Source organism: Microcoleus sp. AS-A8 (genome assembly GCA_039962225.1).
In the GTDB taxonomy this organism is placed as follows: domain Bacteria; phylum Cyanobacteriota; class Cyanobacteriia; order Cyanobacteriales; family Coleofasciculaceae; genus Allocoleopsis.
This window is the reverse complement of sequence record JAMPKV010000006.1, coordinates 257511-280338: the sequence shown is the minus strand read 5'-3', so window position 1 is coordinate 280338 and position 22828 is coordinate 257511. Positions and strand designations below refer to the sequence as shown.

Here is a 22828-nt window from a genome sequence, read left to right as displayed (position 1 = left end):
ATTTCATGGGTTGCACCTGTTTAATAGCTTTTTCCGTAGCCTCTTGTTGTGCTAATGTGGGTCACTCTCGTGCTGAGTCAGATCAGTAACAATACTCATGACACCGCTTCTGTTGCCTTGGGTCTCTTGTACGGGTGCCATCTCAAAATCGATATCAATGGAGACGCCGTCTTTTCTATAGCAAGCTACTTCTAGAACATCCCCCGCCTCGCCCATCCCTATCGCTTTCCATCAGGGGGTAGAATTGTTGTCTCATTCCGCAACAATAATCGGACTCAAATAAAAAATGGACTTGACTCTGTTTTTTCAACAATTTTTAAATGGTTTATCGATTGGCAGTGTTTATGCCATTTTTGCCTTAGGCTACACGCTCGTATTTTCCATTTTAGGCATCATTAATTTTGCTCATGGTGCAATTTTTACGCTGGGCGCTTATTTTACTTATAGCTTAGCTGGAGGAGCGTTTGGCTTTAATGGTATTCTGGCGAATGCGTCTTTGCCGATACAGTTACCCTTTGGTTTGGCTTTATTTTTTGGGAGCCTTTTAGCGGGTCTGGTGGGAGTTTTAGTCGAACGTTTAGCGTTTAAACCTTTACGAGCGAGAGGGGCTGATCCACTCCTAACTTTGGTTTCGAGTTTAGGGGCGGCTGTTGTCATTGTCAACTTAATTCAATACTTAGTAGGGGCAGAAATTTATACCTTTCCCGCTGATGCCTACGGGAATATACCACCCGCTATTAATTTTGGTACTGAGGCAAGACCAATTAATGTCCGAACCATTCAAATCATCATATTTGGTGTCTCGGCCTTGATTGTTGTCATTCTTACCTACTTGATTAATTACACGAAAATTGGCAAGGCATTGCAAGCTGTCGCTGAAGATGCAACAACAGCTAGTTTATTAGGAATTAATACAGAGCGTTTTATTGTATTAACGTTCTTTTTGAGTGGGTTTTTGGGTGGTTTGGCAGGAACTTTAGTGGGTTCTAGTGTAAGTATTGCTGGCCCTTACTTTGGCATCACTTATGGACTGAAAGGGTTAGGGGTGATTGTCTTGGGAGGATTAGGTAATATTCCGGGTGCCGTGTTAGGGGGATTGCTATTAGGTTGGGCAGAGGCTTTTGTCCCTTCTGATTTTTCTGGCTATAAGGAAGCGATCGCCTTTACCTTATTATTTATCATGCTTCTGGTTCGACCCCAAGGATTACTAGGGCGCTCGAACGTAACAAAAGTCTAGTCCGCAAAAGTAGTTCACCTGAGATATATAGCCATTCTCAATTGGATGGGGTATACTCTGACCTCTCTCCTACAAGGAGAGAGACTTTGATTCTTCTGATGTACTTCACACACCTGAGAACTGTTATATCTAGACAATGGGTAATGATTCAATAGCCCATCAATTAATTTCTGAGATTGCACTATGTTATCTGATCGGGCAGCATAACTTCCATGCCATCCAATTGCGTTAAATCTACCCCAGTTAAAATTGCCGTTTTAAGATTAACTTGGTAAAGCATTGCTCCCTTAAGATTGACACCGCTCAAATCTGTTCCTTGAAGATTGGCTTCACTCAAGTTGACTCCTTGCAAGTTCGCTTGGCGCAGGAAAGCCACCCTTAAATTAGCTGAGGTGAGATTTGCTTGAGTTAGATTAGCTTTACGCAAATCGGCGGAGATAAGATTAGCTCCAGATAAGTCAGCCATGGCTAAATTAACCTTACGTAGGTCGGCTGAATTACAGTTCGCTCCATTTAAACGGGCTTGTGACAAATCTGCCTCAGACAAATTAACCTCCCGCAAATCTGCCCCGACAAAGTTCACTCCTTGAAGCAACCAACCCCGAAGGTGAGCTTGACGTAAATTAGGCTGTATCTGCGGATACTGGTCTCTCCATTCATTCCAAAGGGTTGTTCCTTGCTGAAGTAGCACTAGATGTTCTGTGTTTGCCATTTCACGTCGCTATCTCAATTGCCTGATCTATCAAGTCTCAACTCTAAATAATTTACGATTTTCTGCTGTTAATCTAGATCATAGGGGCAGTCGTTCAACTGCTCATAGATTTCTATCACGTCTGCCTAAAGGAAATTTTAGCCCTTGTTAACGGACGGAAAAGCCTCGGTGGCTGACTCCAATGAATGGATAAAAACTAAGGATAAATCTCTATCGAATCATGACAGATCAAACTCCTGCAAGCCATACAACCGAAGCAGTAACTCAGGGAAAATTGCTACATCGAATGACGAATCGCATTCGACAATCTTTGGAATTGCAGGAAATTTTGTCAGCAACTGCCACAGAAATGCGAACATTTCTAGATACAGATCGAGTTAAGGTTTATCGATTTGAGAGCGATGGCACGGGGCAAGTTATTGCCGAGTCTGTCATTGAAAATCGCTTACCCTCACTTTTAGGTCTACACTTTCCGGCGGGAGATATTCCCCCCCACGCTCGCGAAATGTTTGTCAAAGCGAGAGTGCGTTCTATTATTGATATTCCTACCCAGCGCATCACCCTAAATCGACTAGATTGCCCGCCAACCACAGGAGACTTAACCATTGAGGATGTGCATAATCAAGCGATTGAAGATATCCTTCAGCGTCCGGTCGATCCTTGCCATGTGGAATATTTAACCAAAATAGGAGTGCAATCGTCTCTGGTCATCCCGATTGTGCATCAACAAAAGTTGTGGGGCTTGCTGGCTTCGCACCACGCTCAGCCCAAGGCTTTCTCACGAGAGCAGCTACAGATTGTTCAGACTTTAGCCGATCAAGTGGCGATCGCGATCTCCCAATCTCACCTCCTCTCTCAATCCCGTGAGCGAGTGCGCGGCGAAACACTCATTAATCAAATTTCTACCTTACTCCACTCCCCCCTGAAAATTTCAGAGATTCTGCAAATCGCCTTAGAAAAGGTAGTCCAAGCGGTCAAAGGTTCGGGTGGCAGGCTGTTTGTCAGCTCTCCCTCAGGCCAATCAGACATTGAACTCTACACCTATGGATCACAGCCCCTATTAACTGAAGGTAACCCAACGGTGTTGGAGAATTATCCATTTTGGCAGCAGCTCATGACCTCTGAAAGTCGATTGGCTCAACCCTCGAATGTAGCAGATTACTGGAGAGACTTAATCTTGAGTGAAGAGGAGGCGATGCGGTTACGCCGTCGGGCGGTTTCCCAACTTTTCGCCTTCAACGATATTTATCAAGAACTGCAATTACTGGACGTTGCACCTGTGTTTCGACCCACCCGCATCCGTAGTTTGTTAGCCATGCCACTGGTGCATGGGGATCAGTGCGTGGGAATTTTAAGCCTTTTTCGAGACGAGATTGATACAGATATTCTGTGGGCTGGACGCTATGATCCAGATGAACGACAGGATCGAGTCAGAAGTTCGTTTGAAGTTTGGCGAGAACTCAAACTGGGTCAAGCTAGGGAGTGGACGGATGAAGAAATTGAAATCACGAGTTCAGTCGGCACCCATCTGACGATGGCTGTTCTGCAAAATCGGCTCTACCAGTGCGAATATCAGCAGCGCGTACTGGTGGAGATGCGAAACCAGGAACTCAACAAAGCGCGTACTGTTGCCGAAGAAGCTTCTCGTCTAAAATCCGACTTTTTGTCCTCTACGAGTCACGAATTACGCACGCCTCTAGCGGCGACATTGAATTATCTGAAACTTCTCAAGGAAGGCTTTTATGATAATGAAGAAGAACTGAAAGAATATATTAATGTTGCCTATAATTCAGCGGAAAATTTGGTTGCGATTATCAACGATGTCTTAGACATTGCCAAAATAGAGGCGGGTCGGATGACGCTCAATCCAGAGTGGATTGATTTGCCGTCTCTTTTGGCAGAACAGCAAAACTTATTCAGACTCGAAACTCGTCAAAAGGAGATTACCTTGGTGATTGAGTGCGAGGTAGAGAGAGTCTATGCCGACTTGATGAAACTGAGACAAGTTTTGACCAATCTCCTCTCCAATGCCTTCAAGTTCACTCCAAGTGGCGAGATTCGCCTTCAGGTGATTTCAGAGACATCCGCTGATCATCCTTGGGTAAAATTCTCGGTGACGGATACAGGAATTGGGATTGAGCCAGCTAAACAGGATATGCTGTTTGAGCCTTTTGTCCAAGCCGATGGTTCGGTGAAGCGACGCTATGGAGGAACCGGATTGGGTTTAACAGTTTGCAAGCGACTTGTGGAACTGATGGGGGGTGAGATTTCGCTCTACAGTCTGGGTAAAGGCAAAGGAGCGAGTGTTACGTTTACGTTACCTCAGTACGGAGCAGGAATCATGAGGTAATCAGTAATGGCTCAGAAGCCACCCAATCTCTTGTGTTCATTCCCCATCTTTTATTTCCCGACGATGAAAATTTTACTAGTCGATGATGATTATCTTTTAGCCAAAGCAACGGCTAAGTTGATTGAGCGTCTTGGGGGTCATTCAGTCGTGATTAACGATGAGCCAGCTGCTATTTTCCAAGAATGTCAGAGTGGAATCGTAGACCTTGTGCTGATGGATGTTAATCTGCCAGGAGCCTACTGGAAGGATGAAGAGATTAGTGGTGCCGATTTGGCGCGTTTTCTTAAAACTGACCCCCTTACGGCTCATATTCCCATCATTTTACTCACGGCCTACGCCATGCTAAGTGAGCAACAAATCCTTTTGCAGGCGTCACAAGCTGATGGCTTGGTGACTAAACCCGTCACAGATTATAACGTCCTGTTTGGGTTGATCACCCGATTGATGGCAGCGAATGAGCCGACCCATGAGGGATAAAAATTTAAAAATTTGTATTGTTTAACATCACTCTCTGTTTATAGTCATTTTCAGATAAATTTAGTTAAAGGCAGGGGAATTTAAAGATTAGGCTCTGTATCCTTTACATAGCGTTGCATAATTGTATTGTTTTATGTGAGCCAACCTGGATTTTTACAGCACAAAGTTATGATTTATTAATAAAACCGAAAAACATTTCAGCCGAGTTGAGTAGGAGCGGTAAATTAAGTTTTAAATGAGGTCACTAAATCATGTATAAAATTGCTGTAGTTGATGAGAATGAAGATTGGTGCTTGGCTCTTAGGACGTTGTTCCAGAGGAGCTTTGATATTACCACATTTGAACGATTTCCTTATTCTTTTTATGAACTCGTTGACTATGATTTAGTTCTTGTCAATTGTTCAAATGTTCCGGTTGATAAACATACTAAAAATAGTCACAAGCTTGAGATCATTCATTTTCTTAAAAAAAATTTTCCCAGACCTCCTTTATTGGTTATTCTCTTAGATATTATTGACGAAAGTGCCTTGGAACTAGGAAAACAATTTTTTCCAGAAGCAGATGCATTTTTTTCCAAAGAGGCAGGTATGGAAAAAATCTTGCAGCAAACCCAACAATTACTAGCGGCAAAGAATCAAAAAATGTTTGAACAGTCAAACCAATTGATTCCCTGCGTTAAAGCCATGTACACACTGGCTGTCGTTGATGATGATAAACATTGGTGCTTTGCACTCGAACGATTCTTCCGAGGTGAGTTTGAAGTTTACAGTTTTCCCACAGCCTCTGATTTTCTCAAACAATCCTTTGATTTTGATTTAGTCATTGTAGACTATTCAATTCCTCACATGGATTATGAAGAATATGTGGAAAGTAGTGAACTCATCCATTATTTAAAAAATTTGCGATATCCGCCTTTAGTTATTCTGGTTTCGGGATATGTGAGTAAGAATGACTCTGCCTTAGGCCGAAAAATTTGTCCCGAAGCTGATGCTTTTTGTGCTAAAGATGCAGGATTAGACGAACTCTCTGCGAAAATCAAAGACTTACTAGCCTGTAAAAGATAAGATGAATAAGGGCAGAGGATGGGTAAGGGGAGGCAGAAAAAATATAAATGTCAGATTTTATTAATAACTATGGCTTTTTAATCGTTTCTATGATTTTTGGAGCCATTTTGGGACTTTCGGTGTATTTGCCGTTGATGGCGGGACAGCTCTCTTTGGCAACACCAGGATTTTATGCTTTGGGGGGTTATATAGCCGCCATTTTATCCACTCAAGTCTTGAAGTTCACAGGCAATCTCTTCCCAATCCCCCTGTTATTGTTAGAAATGGTACTGGCCGGTTTAGTCTCGGCTGTACTCGCGATCGCATTAGGAATTCCTGTTCTTCGCTTACGGGGGATTTATTTAGCGATCGCAACCATTGCCTTTGTCGAAATTTTAAGAGTTCTCGCCTTAAACTTGGAGATTACAGGTGGTGCTGTGGGAATTTTTGCGATTCCACAACCCTTTCAAACTCAAATTGAGTATTTGTGGATTGCCCTGCCCCTGTTACTTTTAAGTATGCTCTTTCTCTACCGATTGGAACGAATTCGAGTGGGGCGCGCCCTGAGTGCCATCCGCGAAGATGAACTCGCCGCTGATGCTATGGGCATTAACCCAACTTATTATAAAGTTCTATCTTTTACTTTAGGAGCTGTTTTAGCAGGCTTAGTTGGAGCGGTCAGTGCTCACTTTTTGAACACTTGGAATGCGCGTCAAGGAACGTTTGATGCTAGTATTATTTACTTAGCATTTGTACTAATTGGAGGGTCTAGAACTTTCGTCGGGCCAGTCTTAGGGGGCATCGTGCTGACGGCTTTACCCGAAGTGTTAAGAGCGATCGCGGGAACTCATGATAATGGGTTAGCCCAATTTCTCCGTGATGGTCGCTTGATTATCTTTGGATTATTAATTGTAATTGGCAGTGTATTCTACCCCCAAGGTATTATTACCCCAGACCTACTAAAGCGCTTACAGCCGCTAAAACGACAACGGCAATGAATTCAAAAAGATGAAAGATGAAAAAACAGCTAATTTAGTGACAATTTCTTAGTTTCGACGCAGAAACAACTCCCAAATTCCAAATCGAATGACCAATGAGCAGCAGGTGTATCAAGATTCAAAACCCGTTCTAGAAGTCAGAGGAATTACTCGCCGCTTTGGTGGTCTTGTGGCGGTAAATAAAGTTTCTTTTATCGTGCAAAAAAATGAAATATTTGGCTTAATTGGGCCCAATGGAGCCGGCAAAACCACCCTATTTAATTTGATTACCGGCTTAATGCCCCCCTCTGAAGGTCAGCTACTCTATGAAGCCGCAGAAATTACTAAACTGCGCCCCCACCAAATCGCCGCCAAAGGCATTGCCCGGACTTTTCAAAATCTTCGCCTGTTTGGAAATTTATCAGCCTTAGAGAATGTAGCGATCGCCCATCACATCCATAACAAAACAGGTTTTATTCAAGGCATTTTGGGATTGCCTCCAGCCGCACAGGAAGAACAGAAAACCTGTATTCAAGCCTTAGAATTATTAGAATTAGTGGGACTTGCCGAGAGAGCAGAGGAAAAAGCTTGTAACTTCGCCTATGGCGACCAAAGACGCCTCGAAATTGCCCGTGCCTTAGCCCTACAACCTAAAATGTTGCTGTTGGATGAACCCGCCGCAGGCATGAACCCAAATGAGAAAGGTGCTTTAAGCGAATTAATCCGGCAAATCCGCAACTCCTTCAACTTAACCGTACTTTTAATTGAGCATCATGTCCCCTTAGTGATGGGCTTGTGCGATCGCATCGCCGTCTTAGATTTTGGTCAATTAATTGCCTTGGGTGAACCAGAGGACGTGAAAAACGACCGAGCCGTCATTGAAGCTTATTTAGGAGATGAGTAAATCGTTCAATGACCAAACCTCTACTTGAGATTAAGAATTTATACGTCAATTACGGTGCGATTAAAGCCCTCCTGGATATTAATTTGCTCGTGAACGAGGGTGAAATTGTCACCTTAATTGGTGCGAATGGCGCTGGAAAAAGTACGACTCTTCGGGCTATTTCTCGGTTAATTAATGCAGCTAGGGGTCAGATTTTCTACAACGGGCAAGAAATCACGCGATCGCGCCCCGATCAAGTGGTGAGTTTGGGCATTGCTCACAGTCCTGAAGGACGCCGCGTGTTGGCACGACAAACGGTGTTGACGAATCTAGAATTGGGGGCTTATATTCGCTCTGACCGTTTGGGAATCAAAGCCGATATTGAACGTCAATTTCTCACCTTTCCCCGCTTGGGCGAACGCCGGCATCAGCTAGCGGGTACCCTGAGTGGTGGCGAACAACAAATGTTAGCGATCGCGCGTGCTGTGATGAGTCAACCTAAACTCTTGCTCCTCGATGAACCGAGTTTAGGATTAGCCCCTCAAATTGTGCGAGAGATCTTTTCTGTTATTCGCCAACTCCATGAACAAGGAGTCACCATTTTATTGGTGGAACAAAACGCCCATCTCGCTTTACAAACGGCTCATAGAGGCTACGTTCTGGAAGCTGGACAACTAACTCTCACAGGTCATGCCTCAGATTTAATCAACGATGAGCGCGTTAAAAAGGCTTATTTGGGTTGAGGACAGAGGGTGAACCGCTCAATGGTTTCAAGGACTTATTAGCCAGGTAAATCCAAAGCAATTCGTCAGTTTTTCCTTTACTTTATTGGGGTTCCTTTAGTTAGATTGTAGGACAAATGTTTACGTACCCGTTCAAGCCTTGATTTTGCTAAAATCGACGGGAAACGCAATCACTGAACTATTATTATTCAAAATTGTAATTTTTTTAGCCAATCTGAGTCTGGCCACGGGTTCTGCGAGCGCCTCACCGGCATCCACAATCGCCGTAACAGTTTCTCGATTAGGGCAGCGAATATACAAAACACCCCAACGTCGGAAGACTTGGCAAATGCGTAGCGGTTGAAGCTGACGCAGTTCTTGAGGCTCCTCTCGGTAGAAGTCCAAAATCAATTGGGCGAGTTGGCAAATGCGTTTCATAATTGTTAATCCTTACAATGCTTACTCTTGAGCAAAATGAGGTGCCAACCGATTAATGAGCTCCAGCCTTGCCAGATCAAAACCACCTATGAGAAAGATTGGTCTAGACGGCGTACCGTTAACAGAGTGTTTCTCGATTAACGTTTTTTAGACTCTGAAGCTACTGGGTTCTTGTAAATCTATTGAAGCGTGAATTCGGTGCGTCAGCGCAGAGGTGAAAGAAGATTTAATAACTCCGTCTTAGGAGTAAATCCTCTATAAAAGGGCATAATCTAGGTTTCACGAGCGTTTGCCAAATTGTTGTCTGAATTTTTGAGTAAATGTTTCTTACCACTTCTTTAAAAAACTAGACACAATGTCAGCCTCACAACACTGGAGCTGTATCAGCTTCTGTGCCAAAGGACAGTCAACGGATACAAAACTTGTTTTTTTGACACTAGCCAGAGACACTAGCAAAGGGCAGAACGAGACTTTTGTAACGATTAAGGAAAACCAGTGAGCGGATTGAAAGATTTAGGCGAAGGGCGGTATGAGGGGTTAGAGGAGATTGTGGCGATCGCCCGTTATGTGGGGTGGGGTGCGGCTGACATCCTGCGCTCTTACTATCGCGGTCACGCCGATGACAGTAGCTTAGAGTTGAAGATTGAAGAAAAAAAAGATGGCCCTGTTACGGCGGCTGATGTAGCAGCAAACCACTACATCCTGCAAAAACTCCAAGTAGCTTTTGCTCCAGAAACTTTCGGTTACCTCAGCGAAGAAACTTATAAATCTCTGCCGGACGCAACCAAAGAATCTTTAGTCAATACACCTTGGGTCTGGATCATTGACCCCTTAGATGGAACGCGAGACTTTATTAATAAAACTGGTGAATATGCCATTCACATTGCCCTGGCTCATCAAGGAAGACCCGTAGTAGCCGTAGTGGTATGGCCTGAAGCCCAAAAACTTTATTCCGCAACCCTTGGGGGTGGCACGTTTGTGGAAACACGGGATGGTGCCAAAACCCCTATCCGGGTGTCGCCGCGTGATGCAATTGCCGATTTATCTCTTGTCGCCAGTCGCACCCACCGAGACGAACGCTTCAACCAATTATTAAGTCAATTGCCTTTCAAAGCGAAACACTACGTGGGTAGCGTTGGCTGTAAAATTGCCACGATTATTGAACAACAAGCCGATGTTTATATCTCCCTTTCCGGAAAATCTGCTCCTAAAGATTGGGATATGGCAGCACCCGAATTAATTTTGGCTGAAGCAGGAGGGCAATTCACTCACTTTGATGGCACACCTTTAATCTACAACCAGGGAGATATCAATCAGTGGGGGGGTTTAATGGCAAGTAACGGCCTTTGTCACCAGGAGTTATGTACTCAAGCCTCAGCTATTTTGGCGCAGATAGATGCTTAATTAAGATTTAACCGCAGGGCTGACCTCATATAAATAGTATTTCTCATTAAAAATTAAACTTTTAGTGAATTTTGAGAGCGGAGATACACTTAAATCAGCCCTTGCCGTGTTGAGTTCATTGTTGAGGATGAGGAGGATAGGTTCAGGCTTTTGTTGGAGCAGTTGACTGACTTGCGCTAAAACAGTGGCAGCATCAACTTCTTGGCGTTGGCTATTGAATAAGACAAAGCTGCCCAACCCTTGACGTTCCGGATAATAAATCTGGCGATTGAGATAACCGCATAAAGGCGAGATCGTCGCATCTCGACTTCCCACCATAAATTTATTTTCTAGATGTTGGCTTTGAATATATCTTGCCGTTGCTCGCGTCGCCGAGTAGGGAACCACTAAATCTCGACTAAAGGCAACGATACCCCCTGCCAATTGGGCAGACAGAATGATCATCATGAAGATTGTTTGGTATTTTTGGGTAAACTTTAACCAAACTGTACTTATCGGCTGAATCATTCTCGATCTATTTGTCAATGGTTGAAGCAAAAGATAGGATTTGGGATAATAACTAGCAATCCACAATGAGACAATCAACAGAATATAGAGATGTCCGTAATGTCTGGCTGAACCGAGAAATTTAACATAGGTAAATAGAAGAATCTCTAGTGTGCCAACTGTATAAATAAATAAGGCAATGGGCTTGCGAATCAATACAGTTGAGACAAAAAAGAATAGCCCTAAAGCCAAAACAGCAAAGAGAAATACTTCTATATTTGAATCACCCGGCACCAGAATGACAATGTAACTATTCCAAATCCTGATCAGGGCTTTGGCTAGATGTCTCATATCAAAATGGAGCGTCCAGCCTGCTAAACCACCTTGTAATGTACTATCAGCAGGAGGAATCAGTTGAGCGAGGGAGACGGCAATACCCAAGAAAAAAATAGCCAGACTCAAAATTATATTCGTTCGGCTTGCGCTTAGGGATTCGGCTAATTGTTCTCGTAAGTTATATTCCACGATTAGCGCTAGCCCTAAAGCTAGAGAAATAAACAGGCAATAGGCATTAGCGTTCGCTAGCAGAAAAAGCAGCAGCGAGAGGATGAGGTAACTTTTTTTTCGGGTATTATATAGGGCACAAAAAGCAGAAATTAAAAGGATGCCAATGATATAATTTCTACTAATTAATAGATATTCATAAAAAGGAAGGTAGCCAAAAGAAAACAAAACCTTCTGCCATCTTGTGAAAGGCGAAAATCTTAAAAATATATAAATAAAACTAGTAGCCAAGATTAAATGAATTATTTGCATTGCTATGGGATTGTGGGTAAACTGATTCAGTAAATAAAGGCAGATGTACCACAGTCCCGGATGTCCTTCGTATTTGATATTTTGGAATAATTCCACAAGGGAATTACTATCTCTAGCAATTAACCAAGGATTAAGTTCATCACGCCACATGGCATGATTAAGAATCCCAATAAAACCTAGACAAAAAAATATGAAAAATAATAAGCCGGAAAATCCAATATAATTGATTAATGAAATAATTAGCGTCTTAGCTCTTAAGTGGAGTGATTTCATTCGGTTATTGTTCATAGCCCTATATAGCAGACTTTCCCATAAGCTGAGAGTTCCGCCTTTTTCCAGACACAAATACACAAAAAAGCCGACTCTCCAGTGAGTCAGGTCTTTTGTGTGTGATTTGAGTTTATAGAAGCTTACCAGAGAACATCCAAATCATAAATCATTCCAGATGGCCAGCTAAAGCCTCAATCCTAACCAAGAGGAAATCCGGTTACCTGTATTGTTCCTCCCATGCCTTCTCCTGCGGTTTCAGGGAATTCAAAGCGGGATACAAAGACTCAGTGCGTTTGAAGACAAACCCGGCTATCACACTCATCACTATCATTTCGCCTGCATCTTCAAGCATGGCTAGAAGAGGTTCCAAGAAGGTAAACCTCAGCATACTATGAACCACATCGACGGCTATCCCGAACGCCGCCAGAACAAACAACATGATAATCAAATACTTAGATGTCTCTCTAGGAATGCGTTTAGCAAAACGATAGGCTATCGCCAGGAAGAATAAAAAGAATAAACCTATACAAACAGACACTAGAACTTCGCCAAAATCTTTCGCCTGCAAGTTGAACATAGGCTGTAAACCGAGTCTTAAGCTGGCGTTTTCACCTAATGTTTCGTGAATGGTCAGAGAATCATCAAGCAACAAATAAAAGAACAGCAGAGACCAACCGAGATAGAGAACAGACCGCTGCTTCACGGCTAAGACACCCAATAAGAGAGCAATCCAATACTCTTTGATATATTGAAATATTTCTGCATATCCTCGTTCTTGCGCGAGCGAAAACGCTGAATTTGAAATGAAGTCTCCGTATGAGTATAAAAGATGAATAATGATAAAAAGTAAATCTGTTGCTAAAAATAAGCACAATAATCGAGTTGAATTGTCTTTTAAATCCAATTTCACTGTTATCATTCCTTTAAGTTCTAGCCTTACACAGACTGGATATACCAGACTTCCTAGTAAGGGGCATGAATTAAGATAAAAAGACCTTACCTTCAAAGTCCAACCAAAGGCATTCGTCTAGGATCTTGCCCGGTCTTGGGAATTTGTAGGTGCATTCCTGATGATGAATTAAAACTAGATTAATTTAAAGTTAACTAAAGGTTAATATAACCTCAGATAGATCCTTTATAAGCTTTCTATGCAGGGGTGGCGGGGAGAACAAGACTGCGGACTCAAGTTTCCGAAACCCCTGCCCACGGTTTCAAAGTGTAACTTTTTCTTACAAGCGCTCAGCCATCACGGCATAGAACGGATCGCCACCACCGACGCCGAACATTTGCAGAAAATTAGGTACCACTGACTGACGCGTGATCACTTCTGGAGGACTGAAGCCGGGGACAGCCTGAAAGTAACCCTTAACGAGTTCTACGCGGCTTTGTTCGGTGCCATCTCGCCATGCGGCGATCGCTTTTTGGAAGAACATCCGGTTGGAAAAGCTAATAATCGCAATACCACCGGGTTTGAGAATACGCCGAATTTCGGAAAACACGGCATCTGGGTATTGTAAATACTGAACAGAAACGCAGTTGAGGACAGCATCAAACTCTGCATCCGCCAGCGGCAGCTTGGGATTTTGGTTAAGATCTTGGACAAAATAATGATTTAGCCGAGGATTTCGAGCCAATTCTTCCTCATTCATGCCATGCCCTTCGACGTGAGCAAATTCGATTTCCTCTGGCAGGTGAGAAACCCAACTACTCATAATGTCGCAAATCCGCGTATTGGGTTTGAGGCGATCGCGATACAGTTGGGTGAGTTGGTCGATAAACCCTTCATCAACATGAGTGACGAAGCGTGGAACCGAGTAAAACAGTGTGTCGTTAGTATCGTCTAGTTTGATGCGTTGATGGGGTTGCAGCAGCATAATCGTAAACGGACAAGAGCAATACCCTTCTCAGTTTAAAGAAAAAATTACAAAATATTAAGTAACTGAATTCCCGCGATCACAGCTCTTTTCCAACAGGAGTGAGAAATTTGAGCATCTTGAGCGAAAGGCCACCATTACAACCATTTTGACTCCCTAACGGAAATCGCGACTAATTCGTTCGGTTATACCACCCCAGACGGATGACCAATACTATTAACCTCGTAATCAGAAGATCAAATATTTTTAGCGACTGCACTTGCTGTGAATGGGGATAGATCGTGGTGCAAAAGTGGTTATTGCCAAGTATAAGTGAAGTTTTAGCCCACAAGGAACAGACTGGGCTGGATGCTAAGGTTGCGCCTCAAAATGGACAGGTGACAGGGATGTGGAACACTCACCCAGGTACCAACCGCCGTCCAGAAAGAGGGCGTGCCTTGGCCCAGCAAGAAGTGGCAGCCGCTAAAGCGCAGCGGGAATGGCAAAGTGCGATCGCAACTCTAGAACCGTTGCTTTTGCAAACCCTGCCTCCCTGCGGCTCAGATGCTGAGAAGGCTGACCCTTTATCAGTCCAAGGTTTGGTTCTAGCTGGCCCTGTGCCCGTCTTGAGCCACCCGGAGCTTTTGGGTCGTTTTCAAACCGGGATTTTTACCAGCGACGCCTATAAAGCCCTGGCTTGGATGCCCTTTCAACTCCCCCCTGCAACCACTGAGCCGTGTCAGTTAGCCGACAACACACCCTATGAGTTATCTCTACTGCCTGCTGATCCACTGGCTTTTGAGCAATTTTGTTTAGTTTTTACCCGTCACTTTAGTTTAGTGATGGTGCTAGGAGAAGACCTAGTCGGCACCCCAGCCTTCCAATTCTCCTTTGATCCAGCAGACATCCAACAGGCTTGGACAGCACTCCGCCTTCGGATGTTACTCACCAGTCCCCATCAACTCAGCCAGTTAGAATCTTTAATCGAACAGTTTGCACCCAAGCCGCCCGATTACCGTATCGTGATGAATTTCGGGCGTCAACTCCTCCAGAATTTACCCGAACCGCCTGAAACGGAGAAAGTCCAGACTATACCCATCGCCTCTACAGATTCAAACGTGCAAGTTGGGCAATTTCAGCCCCAAGACGATACCTTCCAATCCCATCGTCGCTGGGAGCCGATTATAAAAAAAGAGGAGCGAGGTGTTAATAAAATCTCCAATCCTCGTGAAATAACGGCGGATGTGGAACTGCTCAAAGCACTGACTCATGAAATTCGCACACCGCTGACGACGATTCGGACTTTGACGAAACTCCTGCTCAAGCGTCGCGACTTAGCTCCAGAAGTCATCCGCCGTCTGGAAATCATCGACCATGAGTGTACCGAACAAATCAATCGCATGGAATTGATTTTCCGAGCCGCTGAATTAGAGACAACAACGGTTAAGCAAGTTTCGGTTAACCTCACCTCCATCTCCCTGGCTCAGGTTTTTGAACACAGTATCCCCCGTTGGCAAAAGCAAGCAGCAAGGCGAAACTTGACCCTAGATGTGGTCTTGCCCCAAAAGCTGCCCACCGTTGTCAGCAATCCTGCCATGTTGGATCAGGTATTGACCGGGTTGGTGGAGAATTTCACCCGCTCTCTGCCCGCCGGCGGTCACATTCAAGTACAGGTTACACCCGCAGGAGACCAATTGAAGTTGCAATTCCAGTCTCAGCCCGATCCGGAAAGCAACGACAACTCAAGCAACTCAGGGAACTTTAGCTGCTCGACATTGAAGTCCCTCGGTCAGTTGTTGATGTTTCAGCCAGAAACGGGGAGTCTGAGTTTAAATCTCAGCGTGACCAAACATTTGTTCCAAGCCTTGGGTGGAAAGTTGATCGTGAGACAGCGACCTCAAGAGGGCGAAGTAATGACGATTTTTCTGCCGTTAGAAGTCAGTGATACTCACCTGTGTAATCAAAAGGAAATCCTGGCTTAGGCAGGAGCGATCAATTCCGTTTCGCTCAAAGCAGTCGGCTTTAACTTCATTGAGAATAGCTAGCCCGATTAGCCAGCAAGTTAGGATCAGACCGCTCCAAGCCACCATCAAGAAAATCACTTTCTATAACCTCCAAATTGGAAATTATTAAATCCTTGCGTAGGCTAGTGCAGCATGGCGGAAATAACTATCCAGTTGAAAAAGCTTACTGTATAAACTTTCTTTCCTTCTGCCTCCTGTCCTCACTCTCATCTCCGGTCTTCCTTCTGCCTTCATGTACTAGAATCCACTGCGTAAAGCGACTCCTTTACCCTGGGGCTTGCTGGTGGAATATGGCTTTAACAACGTATTTTACTCTATTTAAATATAAATCAGTTCCTAATGGCTAAAGATATGCCATCAAGCTTTGGTGGAATCTAGACTTAATGAAATTCTGCTCCGCTTAGGGCGATTCTCTTTTAAAGCCCAGATAAAGGTTTAAAGCTCAGATAAAGGGATAAATGCCAGGGAGGGGGATTCAATCGTTTTACTGTTGTAAAACATGCATAGCTCAGAACTAATCTAAATTTTTGTAACGGATGTATCTCTCTATACCGTACAAAGAGTATCTGATTTTTATATTTATTTACACAGGCACGATGTCTATTTGCACCTATTTAATTGAAGCGCAATAAATTAAGGGAATATACATAGCAAATTGAGTATCATTTAGCACAGCAATTATAATAATTTTCGTATAAACCCAGGTGCTTTTTTCTAAAGTTTTGGTAAAGGTAGTAGAATAACGTTGAGAATCTCCGTAAAATTCAGGAGGTTCTATTTATTACTTCTTACTTCGATCACTCTGATAGACCCAGACCAAGACCTAGTGGCGCAGAACGGCAGATTCACTCTAACTTTCAGATTTAATGGAAATCTTTCACCAGCTACCGGAGTTTGAATTCAGGCGGTTATGGCTATTTGATATCTCTGAAACAGCGGAAAGCTGGTGATGTCAGCTAGCGATGATTTATAAAGTCCGAGGTGTCCGAAAGCGCTAGCTTTTGGACTCAATGTCCAAAGAGGCTTGTAGTAATGCGTAAACCTGTTTTGACCATCTTCTACCAGTTTAACCCTTGGCAAACTAGCATTGGGGGAATTCAGACAGTCATTCGCTCCTTCGTCAAATACTCTCCCAGTGAATTTCAGGTACGACTGGTAGGAACTGGTGATGACTCAGCACAACCCATTGGAGTGTGGCAGGAGGCTGAACTGGCAGGAAAAGCGATTCACTTTATGCCCCTGTTTTCCATCAGGAATGATAACACTAGAAAGTTAGTACCTACGAGTGTCAAATATACGGCGGCTCTTTTCCAGCGTTGTCTTGCTTCAGATTTCATGCATTTTCACCGGCTTGAACCGACCGTCGCAACGCGGAACTGGCCTGGAGAGAAAACGCTTTTTGTTCACAATGATATTCAGAAGCAGATTGATGCGACAGGAACTAAAAATGCCATTCTCTGGCGACGTTTTCCGTTCGCTTATTTAGCTCTCGAACGCCTATTAGTGGGTCAGTTTGCCCACATTTTATCGTGCAACACCGAATCGTTACGTTACTATCAGCAGCGTTATCCGCAAATAGCAGAGCGCGTTTCCTATATCAAAAACACGGTCGATACCGAGATTTTCTATCCCTTAAATGGGGATGAACGCGAACAGGGTAGGCGTAGCCTTGCACAGGAAATGGGTTTAGCGGAAAATACGCATTTTCTTTTATTTGCGGGTCGCCTCCATGCCCAAAAAGACCCGATTTTATTGCTAGATTCCATCGTCGCTCTCAACCAGCCCAATGTTCACCTGCTGATAGCTGGCGACGGAGATCTTAGGGATGAGATGCGTTTGAAAATTTCCTCGCTTGGACTGTCCAATCAAGTGACGATGCTTGGGCCAGTAGACCAAGCTAAACTGGCAAAATTGCTGCGGATTTGTAGTGTCTTCGTCCTGACGAGTGCCTATGAAGGTTTACCTGTAGTCGTTCTAGAAGCACTGGCCTGCGGTACGCCCATCGTGACGACTCGGTGTGGTGAAACGCCAAACTTACTGTCTGCCGATAACGGGGTTGTCTGCCAAGATCGCACACCCAAGGCAGTGGCTGATGCTCTGTTGCAGGTACTACGGCAACCGGGCAATTATCCCAGCGAGGCTTGCATTCAGGCTGTCGAACCTTACAGTGCGCGAAGTGTTGTGGGTGCTATCTACCAAGATATGTGGAGCCGCTGGCAGCAGCAAAATGCGCTCTCCAGTGGTCACAAAAGTTATACAAGTGTTAAAGAGGTTGCATCGTAATGAAAATTGCTGTGATTGGTGCGAAAGGATTGCCGGCCAAACAGGGTGGAATTGAACACCACTGTCAAGAAATCTATCCACGTCTTGTCGAACGAGGCCATTGTGTCGATTTATTTGCCCGTTCCTCATACACAGGGGATATTTCGTTACATCAATATAACGTTCGGGGTGTTAACGTCGTCTCCCTGCCCTGCTTGAATTTAAAAGGCATGGATGCTCTACTGAGTTCGGCATTGGGAGCGATCGCATCGAGTGGAACCCGTTACGATATCATCCACTTTCATGCGGTAGGTCCGGCTCTGTTTACTTGGTTACCCAGGATTGCTTCTACGGCAAAAATTGTCGTCACCTGTCATGGCTTAGACTGGCAACGTGCCAAATGGAGCAAAGCATCTAGTTACCTGCTACGTCTCGGTGAGCGTGCGGCTGTACGCTTTGCGGATGGATTAATCGTCGTTTCAGAAGACCTGCGTTCTTACTTTAAGCAAACTTATGGTAGAGAGGCCCATTACATTCCTAACGCCCCCTCTAAGCTGAGTGAATCAGACCCTAACTTTGCTTATGGTAGTTCCCTCGGTTTAACACCAGGTCGCTACATTCTATTCCTGGGCAGACTGGTACCCGAAAAATGCCCTGATTTACTGATTAAAGCCTTCCAATCCCTCCAAGCACAGGGATGGAAACTCGCCCTTGTCGGTGGCTCTAGCGATACTCCTGAGTTCACCACGCAGCTACAGAACCTGGCCCAAAATAGTCCAGATATCGTATTCACCAACGAGCTCCAAGGTGCTCGTCTCGCAGAAATCATTCGGGGAGCCGGATTATTTGTACTTCCTTCGGAAATAGAGGGCTTGCCGCTAGCCCTGCTGGAAGCCATGCAGGCAGGTATCCCTGTGGTAGCTAGCAACCTTCCTGTACATCAGCGCCTCCTTGCTCAGAACCGGGGCTTGCTATTCCCCGTTGGAGATGTAGATTCCTGCATCAACTGCCTGGATTGGGCGGTTCATCATCCTCAAGAATTGGCGGCAATGGCTCAGACATCACAAGCCTATATACAGGAGAACTATAACTGGGACAATATTACTACCGACATGTTGAACTTGTACACAAAACTCTCCCCCTTATCGGAACAATCCGATACACCATTCCCGGTTTCAGAAGAATCCACTCCGTGCAATTCTCCCTTGCTCCAGGTCGCCAATACCAAAGTCATTAGTTAAACTTCACATCTTTGCAGCTTAGAAACCCTCAAGTTTCTAAGCTGTTGCTGCGACCCTCAATTCTCAAAGAACAGCATAAAAACTGAGCTGCACTGTAGCTTATAATACTAATTCATTGGTAATTGCATGGAATGCAAGCTGTGAGGGCACGACATTGTCGTGCCTTTATCATCGTGTCGGTGCTGTGACACCTTTATGCATCACCAAAAAAGCTTGGTATCAAGCTAAGGGCAGCTCACGAGCGCTTACGCAGCCGTTAAAGATGCAAGAAACATATTTTGAATTGCTCCCCTCTCCCCTAATGTTTTATGAAAAGAATTTTGGGTCGTTCTGAAGTGAAAGACCAAGCATGGCGATGCCTAGGGTTGTTGCAGAGATCTACCAATATTAGACACACACTTCTGAAGACAGAGACAATGGGTGTAAGACTAACTCAATCTTAACGGAAACCTGCTTTCATCCCCCCAATGCCTAACGGCTTAGGGGGATGAAAGCAGGGGAAAACGCAGGCACGGAGTTTTCCCCTGTTCTTCTCATCTTATTGAAAAGCTATATAATACTAAGACTAGGTTTGGAAAAGTGCTGCATAAAGTCGTCAAGGTTCCGTTATATCCAACAAGCCAACAGGTTGTACTATTAGCGAAATCTTTTGGTTGTGCACGTTGGTGGTGGAATTTTGCACTGAATAAATCCATCGAAACCTACAAAGAAACAGGTAAGGGATTAAGCCAGTCAGCACTCAATGCACTTTTACCTCAGCTCAAGAAAGAGGAGGAAACCCTGTGGTTAGGTGAATGCTATAGCCAAGTTTTACAGGCGGTGACACTTAACCTAACAACGGCTTACAGAAACTTCTTTGAAGGTAGAGCCATGTTTCCCCGATTCAAGTCCAAGCACGGCAAGCAGTCAATTCAATTCCCTCAAGGGGTGAAGGTAAAAGGCGATACCATCCAATTGCCAAAGATTGGAAGCCTAAAAGCCAAAATCCATCGTCCAGTTGAAGGGAAAATTAAGACTGTGACCGTAAGCCTTGCTCCATCAGGAAAATACTTTGCCTCTATCCTCACAGAAGTTGAGGGGGAATTACCCAAGACTTCTACAGATGGCAGGGTCGTTGGCATAGATTTAGGATTAACACATTTTGCAATTGTCAGTGATGGCAGCAAGGTATCCAAATACGATAATCCCAGGCATATAGCTAAACACGAGAAAAACCTCAAGCGTAAGCAGCAGAAGTTATCTAGAAAGCAAAAAGGGAGTAATTCACGCAACAAGTACAGAAAGAAAGTAGCTAAGGTACACGAACGGGTCTTCTATTCAAGGCAGGATTTTCTACATAAGCTTTCACGAAAGCTCGTCAATGAAAACCAAGTTGTCGTAGTAGAGAATCTTCATGTTAAGGGCATGATTCGTAACCCTAAGTTAGCTAAAGCCATCTCTGATGCAGGATGGGGAAGGTTTACCAATTTTTTAGCCTATAAGCTAGAGCAAAAAGGCGGGAAGTTGGTAGGAATTGATAGATGGTTCCCTAGCTCTAAGCTCTGCTCTAATTGCTATTACCAGATTGATGAGTTGCCACTTGATGTTAGAGAGTGGACTTGTCCTCACTGTTACACCCATCATGACCGAGATGGTAATGCAGCAACGAATATTAGAACAGAAGGCATCAGAATTCTAAAGGCGGATGGAACAGCCGTCTCTGCTGTAGGAGGGGAAGTAAGACCAAAGCTTGGGCGTAAGTCCAAGTTGCGGCATTCCCTCGTGAGTACAGAAACTGCCAGTGCCTTACGGCTCAGGCAGTAGTTCATATGAGTACAAATCAAATATAGTGTGCTTGCCGATTCGTATCTGTGGAGGACACAGTTTTATGGAAAAACCATCCTATAATTACTCCCTTAATCCAAAATTGAATAACTCAAATCCCTCTAATTCGACAAAATTGTCGAGCCAATCGTACAAAAAGGTTGAATCAGAACGCATCAGTACCACAGGTCAGTACTTTCGGCAGACACCAGCAATTTACCGATTGCTACCTCTGGTTTACACAGGAGTCGCCTTATTGGGTGGCTGTGCTGGGGTATCCAATAATCTAGCTCCTGCTCAACCGACGAATCCTCAACCCCTTGAGAATTCCAGAACGGAAAACGACAACACAAGCAGGAGTGCGTCGAATCGTCCACTCACACCCACTCAGGAAGATAGCAACTTTGTTGTGGAAGTGGTCAAGAAAGTCGAACCAGCCGTGGTACGAATTAATACCTCCCAAACCGTGAGACGCCAAGTCCCAGAAGAATTTAGCGATCCATTCTTTCGGCGGTTTTTTGGCGACTCGACTCCCACACAGCCTTCAGACCGAGTGCAGCGGGGGGTTGGTTCTGGCTTTGTGATTGACGGCAAGGGTCTGATTTTGACCAACGCTCATGTTGTTAATAAAGCAGATGGGGTGACCGTATCGTTCTCTGATGGTCGCAGTTTTGATGGAAAGGTGCTGGGGGAAGACCCTATAACGGATATCGCCGTCGTTCAGATTCCAGCAAGTAACTTACCCACCGTTGAACTCGCCAGTTCCACTCAAGTTCAGGCAGGACAATGGGCGATCGCCATTGGTAATCCTTTAGGTTTGCAAGAAACGGTAACAGTCGGCGTCGTCAGTGCCATAGACCGTTCGAGTAGTGACATCGGTGCTAAAGGTAAGCGGGTGCCTTTTATTCAGACGGATGCGGCAATTAATCCCGGTAACTCAGGTGGCCCCCTACTCAATGCTCGTGGTCAAGTGATTGGTGTTAACACCGCCATTATTCAAGGAGCACAAGGCATCGGCTTTGCCATTCCCATTGATACTGCTAAACGGATTGCTGACCAACTGATTACCAAGGGAAGAGTTGATCATCCCTTCCTCGGTGTTCAAATGGTGCCCCTGACCCCAGAAATTAAGCAACGCTTGAATAATAGTCGTAATAGTAACATTCAGGTTGAGGCCGATCAAGGAGTTCTAATTGTTCAGGTTGTTCAAGGTTCTCCAGCCGATCAAGCCGGACTCAGACCCGGAGATGTGATCCAATCGATTAACAATCAGCCTGTGACTAAAGCTGAACAAGTCCAGCAGCAAGTAGAAACGAGCGGCGTGGGTGGTCAGTTACCCCTAAAAATCCAACGGGGAGGAGAGACTCTTGCTTTAACCGTACAACCTGCTCCCTTACCCGCTCGCACGCAGTAGCTAATTGCTGCAATCCATGCGGATTAATTCAAATGGTTTGGGAATGACTTCAGAAATAGGCAACTAGAGGGAAGTCATTCTAAACCGATGCAATTTATCTGGGAAAGCACTTACGTAGCGTTACCTGACCGGCCAGTCCATTTTCGCGGGGTGAGGCGAAGTGAACGACCTCTATCACACTGAAGCATGGCCCCACCGTATGGAGTTGACCCTCAGCGAACGAGATTAACTCTCCCTGGCAAGGAAGTCGGGCTAATTCCACTAACTTCCCGTTTAAGTCCTCCAATTCAGCAGAGTAATCCTTATGCGATCGCCTTGGAGCATTCTCAAACATGAGTTGGACTTTAACGAGTTCCATTGGCAGTGCTTTCCCTCTTCAGATTTTTGCTTGTCTTCATTACTTTGCCATTGATGGG

Annotated in this window: 20 protein-coding genes; 13 read left to right on the top strand and 7 right to left on the bottom strand. The window is 44.6% G+C overall.

What is annotated here, in order from left to right:
- Positions 1-51 precede the first annotated feature (51 nt).
- Positions 52-216, bottom strand: coding sequence for a PAS domain-containing protein (locus NDI48_12020; GenBank protein ID MEP0831932.1), 165 nt, complete (start codon positions 214-216; stop codon positions 52-54).
- 70 nt (positions 217-286) lie between these two features.
- Here NDI48_12020 and NDI48_12015 point away from each other — a divergent pair, with 70 nt between their 5' ends.
- On the top strand, positions 287-1237 hold the full coding sequence (locus NDI48_12015) for a branched-chain amino acid ABC transporter permease (protein MEP0831931.1): 951 nt from the start codon (positions 287-289) through the stop codon (positions 1235-1237).
- A 181-nt stretch (positions 1238-1418) separates the two neighbouring features.
- Here the strand turns inward: NDI48_12015 and NDI48_12010 are convergent, their stop codons facing one another.
- The gene (locus NDI48_12010) at positions 1419-1949 is read right to left on the bottom strand and encodes a pentapeptide repeat-containing protein (GenBank protein ID MEP0831930.1); all 531 of its coding nucleotides are present in this window, start codon (positions 1947-1949) and stop codon (positions 1419-1421) included.
- 220 nt (positions 1950-2169) lie between these two features.
- On the opposite strand from NDI48_12010, the gene NDI48_12005 reads away from it, so the two are divergent.
- The 6 genes from NDI48_12005 to NDI48_11980 all read left to right on the top strand — a co-directional run bounded on the left by NDI48_12005 (position 2170) and on the right by NDI48_11980 (position 8422).
- Positions 2170-4299 carry a GAF domain-containing protein gene (locus tag NDI48_12005; GenBank protein ID MEP0831929.1) on the top strand — a complete coding sequence of 710 codons (2130 nt, stop codon included), beginning with the start codon at positions 2170-2172 and terminating at the stop codon, positions 4297-4299.
- 6 nt (positions 4300-4305) lie between these two features.
- Positions 4306-4776 (top strand): response regulator, encoded by a 471-nt coding sequence (locus tag NDI48_12000; GenBank protein ID MEP0831928.1) that lies wholly within the window; start codon positions 4306-4308, stop codon positions 4774-4776.
- Between the two features lie 251 nt (positions 4777-5027).
- Positions 5028-5840, top strand: coding sequence for a response regulator (locus NDI48_11995; protein ID MEP0831927.1), 813 nt, complete (start codon positions 5028-5030; stop codon positions 5838-5840).
- A 47-nt stretch (positions 5841-5887) separates the two neighbouring features.
- Positions 5888-6817, top strand: coding sequence for a branched-chain amino acid ABC transporter permease (locus tag NDI48_11990; GenBank protein ID MEP0831926.1), 930 nt, complete (start codon positions 5888-5890; stop codon positions 6815-6817).
- Between the two features lie 88 nt (positions 6818-6905).
- Positions 6906-7700 carry an ABC transporter ATP-binding protein gene (locus NDI48_11985; protein MEP0831925.1) on the top strand — a complete coding sequence of 265 codons (795 nt, stop codon included), beginning with the start codon at positions 6906-6908 and terminating at the stop codon, positions 7698-7700.
- 8 nt (positions 7701-7708) lie between these two features.
- Positions 7709-8422: an ABC transporter ATP-binding protein gene (locus tag NDI48_11980; protein MEP0831924.1), complete on the top strand. Its 714-nt coding sequence runs from the start codon at positions 7709-7711 to the stop codon at positions 8420-8422.
- 132 nt (positions 8423-8554) lie between these two features.
- Here the strand turns inward: NDI48_11980 and NDI48_11975 are convergent, their stop codons facing one another.
- A complete protein-coding gene (locus tag NDI48_11975) occupies positions 8555-8839 on the bottom strand; it encodes a hypothetical protein (GenBank protein MEP0831923.1) in 285 nt (94 codons plus the stop codon).
- Positions 8840-9334: 495 nt separating this feature from the next.
- Here NDI48_11975 and NDI48_11970 point away from each other — a divergent pair, with 495 nt between their 5' ends.
- Entirely contained in the window at positions 9335-10243 is a 909-nt protein-coding gene (locus NDI48_11970; protein MEP0831922.1) for a 3'(2'),5'-bisphosphate nucleotidase CysQ, read from the top strand.
- Here the strand turns inward: NDI48_11970 and NDI48_11965 are convergent, their stop codons facing one another.
- The 3 genes from NDI48_11965 to NDI48_11955 all read right to left on the bottom strand — a co-directional run bounded on the left by NDI48_11965 (position 10244) and on the right by NDI48_11955 (position 13689).
- Positions 10244-11695 carry a hypothetical protein gene (locus tag NDI48_11965; GenBank protein MEP0831921.1) on the bottom strand — a complete coding sequence of 484 codons (1452 nt, stop codon included), beginning with the start codon at positions 11693-11695 and terminating at the stop codon, positions 10244-10246.
- 337 nt (positions 11696-12032) lie between these two features.
- A complete protein-coding gene (locus NDI48_11960) occupies positions 12033-12725 on the bottom strand; it encodes a hypothetical protein (GenBank protein MEP0831920.1) in 693 nt (230 codons plus the stop codon).
- Between the two features lie 319 nt (positions 12726-13044).
- The gene (locus NDI48_11955; GenBank protein MEP0831919.1) at positions 13045-13689 is read right to left on the bottom strand and encodes a class I SAM-dependent methyltransferase; all 645 of its coding nucleotides are present in this window, start codon (positions 13687-13689) and stop codon (positions 13045-13047) included.
- Positions 13690-13970: 281 nt separating this feature from the next.
- On the opposite strand from NDI48_11955, the gene NDI48_11950 reads away from it, so the two are divergent.
- The 5 genes from NDI48_11950 (at position 13971) to NDI48_11930 (ending at position 22412) form a co-directional block, all read left to right on the top strand.
- The gene (locus tag NDI48_11950; protein MEP0831918.1) at positions 13971-15650 is read left to right on the top strand and encodes a HAMP domain-containing histidine kinase; all 1680 of its coding nucleotides are present in this window, start codon (positions 13971-13973) and stop codon (positions 15648-15650) included.
- A gap of 1074 nt (positions 15651-16724) precedes the next feature.
- On the top strand, positions 16725-17975 hold the full coding sequence (locus NDI48_11945; protein ID MEP0831917.1) for a glycosyltransferase: 1251 nt from the start codon (positions 16725-16727) through the stop codon (positions 17973-17975).
- Complete coding sequence (locus NDI48_11940) at positions 17975-19195, top strand: glycosyltransferase family 4 protein (GenBank protein MEP0831916.1); 1221 nt, start codon at positions 17975-17977, stop codon at positions 19193-19195. The genes NDI48_11945 and NDI48_11940 overlap by 1 nt, the downstream gene beginning before the upstream one ends.
- A 579-nt stretch (positions 19196-19774) precedes the next feature.
- Positions 19775-20998 (top strand): transposase, encoded by a 1224-nt coding sequence (locus NDI48_11935; protein ID MEP0831915.1) that lies wholly within the window; start codon positions 19775-19777, stop codon positions 20996-20998.
- A gap of 64 nt (positions 20999-21062) precedes the next feature.
- Positions 21063-22412, top strand: coding sequence for a trypsin-like peptidase domain-containing protein (locus NDI48_11930; GenBank protein MEP0831914.1), 1350 nt, complete (start codon positions 21063-21065; stop codon positions 22410-22412).
- A 94-nt stretch (positions 22413-22506) separates the two neighbouring features.
- Here the strand turns inward: NDI48_11930 and NDI48_11925 are convergent, their stop codons facing one another.
- A complete protein-coding gene (locus NDI48_11925) occupies positions 22507-22770 on the bottom strand; it encodes a hypothetical protein (protein MEP0831913.1) in 264 nt (87 codons plus the stop codon).
- Positions 22771-22828: the final 58 nt, after the last annotated feature.

Bases quoted from the DNA above. Each gene is read 5' to 3' on its own strand.
- NDI48_11925 (MEP0831913.1), bottom strand. From the start codon at position 22,770: ATGGAACTCGTTAAAGTCCAACTCATGTTTGAGAATGCTCCAAGGCGA.
- NDI48_12010 (MEP0831930.1), bottom strand. From the start codon at position 1,949: ATGGCAAACACAGAACATCTAGTGCTACTTCAGCAAGGAACAACCCTT.
- NDI48_11965 (MEP0831921.1), bottom strand. From the start codon at position 11,695: ATGTGGCGTGATGAACTTAATCCTTGGTTAATTGCTAGAGATAGTAAT.
- NDI48_12005 (MEP0831929.1), top strand. From the start codon at position 2,170: ATGACAGATCAAACTCCTGCAAGCCATACAACCGAAGCAGTAACTCAG.
- NDI48_12020 (MEP0831932.1), bottom strand. From the start codon at position 216: ATGGGCGAGGCGGGGGATGTTCTAGAAGTAGCTTGCTATAGAAAAGAC.
- NDI48_11980 (MEP0831924.1), top strand. From the start codon at position 7,709: ATGACCAAACCTCTACTTGAGATTAAGAATTTATACGTCAATTACGGT.
- NDI48_11975 (MEP0831923.1), bottom strand. From the start codon at position 8,839: ATGAAACGCATTTGCCAACTCGCCCAATTGATTTTGGACTTCTACCGA.
- NDI48_11985 (MEP0831925.1), top strand. From the start codon at position 6,906: ATGACCAATGAGCAGCAGGTGTATCAAGATTCAAAACCCGTTCTAGAA.
- NDI48_11955 (MEP0831919.1), bottom strand. From the start codon at position 13,689: ATGCTGCTGCAACCCCATCAACGCATCAAACTAGACGATACTAACGAC.
- NDI48_11930 (MEP0831914.1), top strand. From the start codon at position 21,063: ATGGAAAAACCATCCTATAATTACTCCCTTAATCCAAAATTGAATAAC.
- NDI48_12015 (MEP0831931.1), top strand. From the start codon at position 287: ATGGACTTGACTCTGTTTTTTCAACAATTTTTAAATGGTTTATCGATT.
- NDI48_11940 (MEP0831916.1), top strand. From the start codon at position 17,975: ATGAAAATTGCTGTGATTGGTGCGAAAGGATTGCCGGCCAAACAGGGT.
- NDI48_11995 (MEP0831927.1), top strand. From the start codon at position 5,028: ATGTATAAAATTGCTGTAGTTGATGAGAATGAAGATTGGTGCTTGGCT.
- NDI48_11945 (MEP0831917.1), top strand. From the start codon at position 16,725: ATGCGTAAACCTGTTTTGACCATCTTCTACCAGTTTAACCCTTGGCAA.
- NDI48_12000 (MEP0831928.1), top strand. From the start codon at position 4,306: ATGGCTCAGAAGCCACCCAATCTCTTGTGTTCATTCCCCATCTTTTAT.
- NDI48_11990 (MEP0831926.1), top strand. From the start codon at position 5,888: ATGTCAGATTTTATTAATAACTATGGCTTTTTAATCGTTTCTATGATT.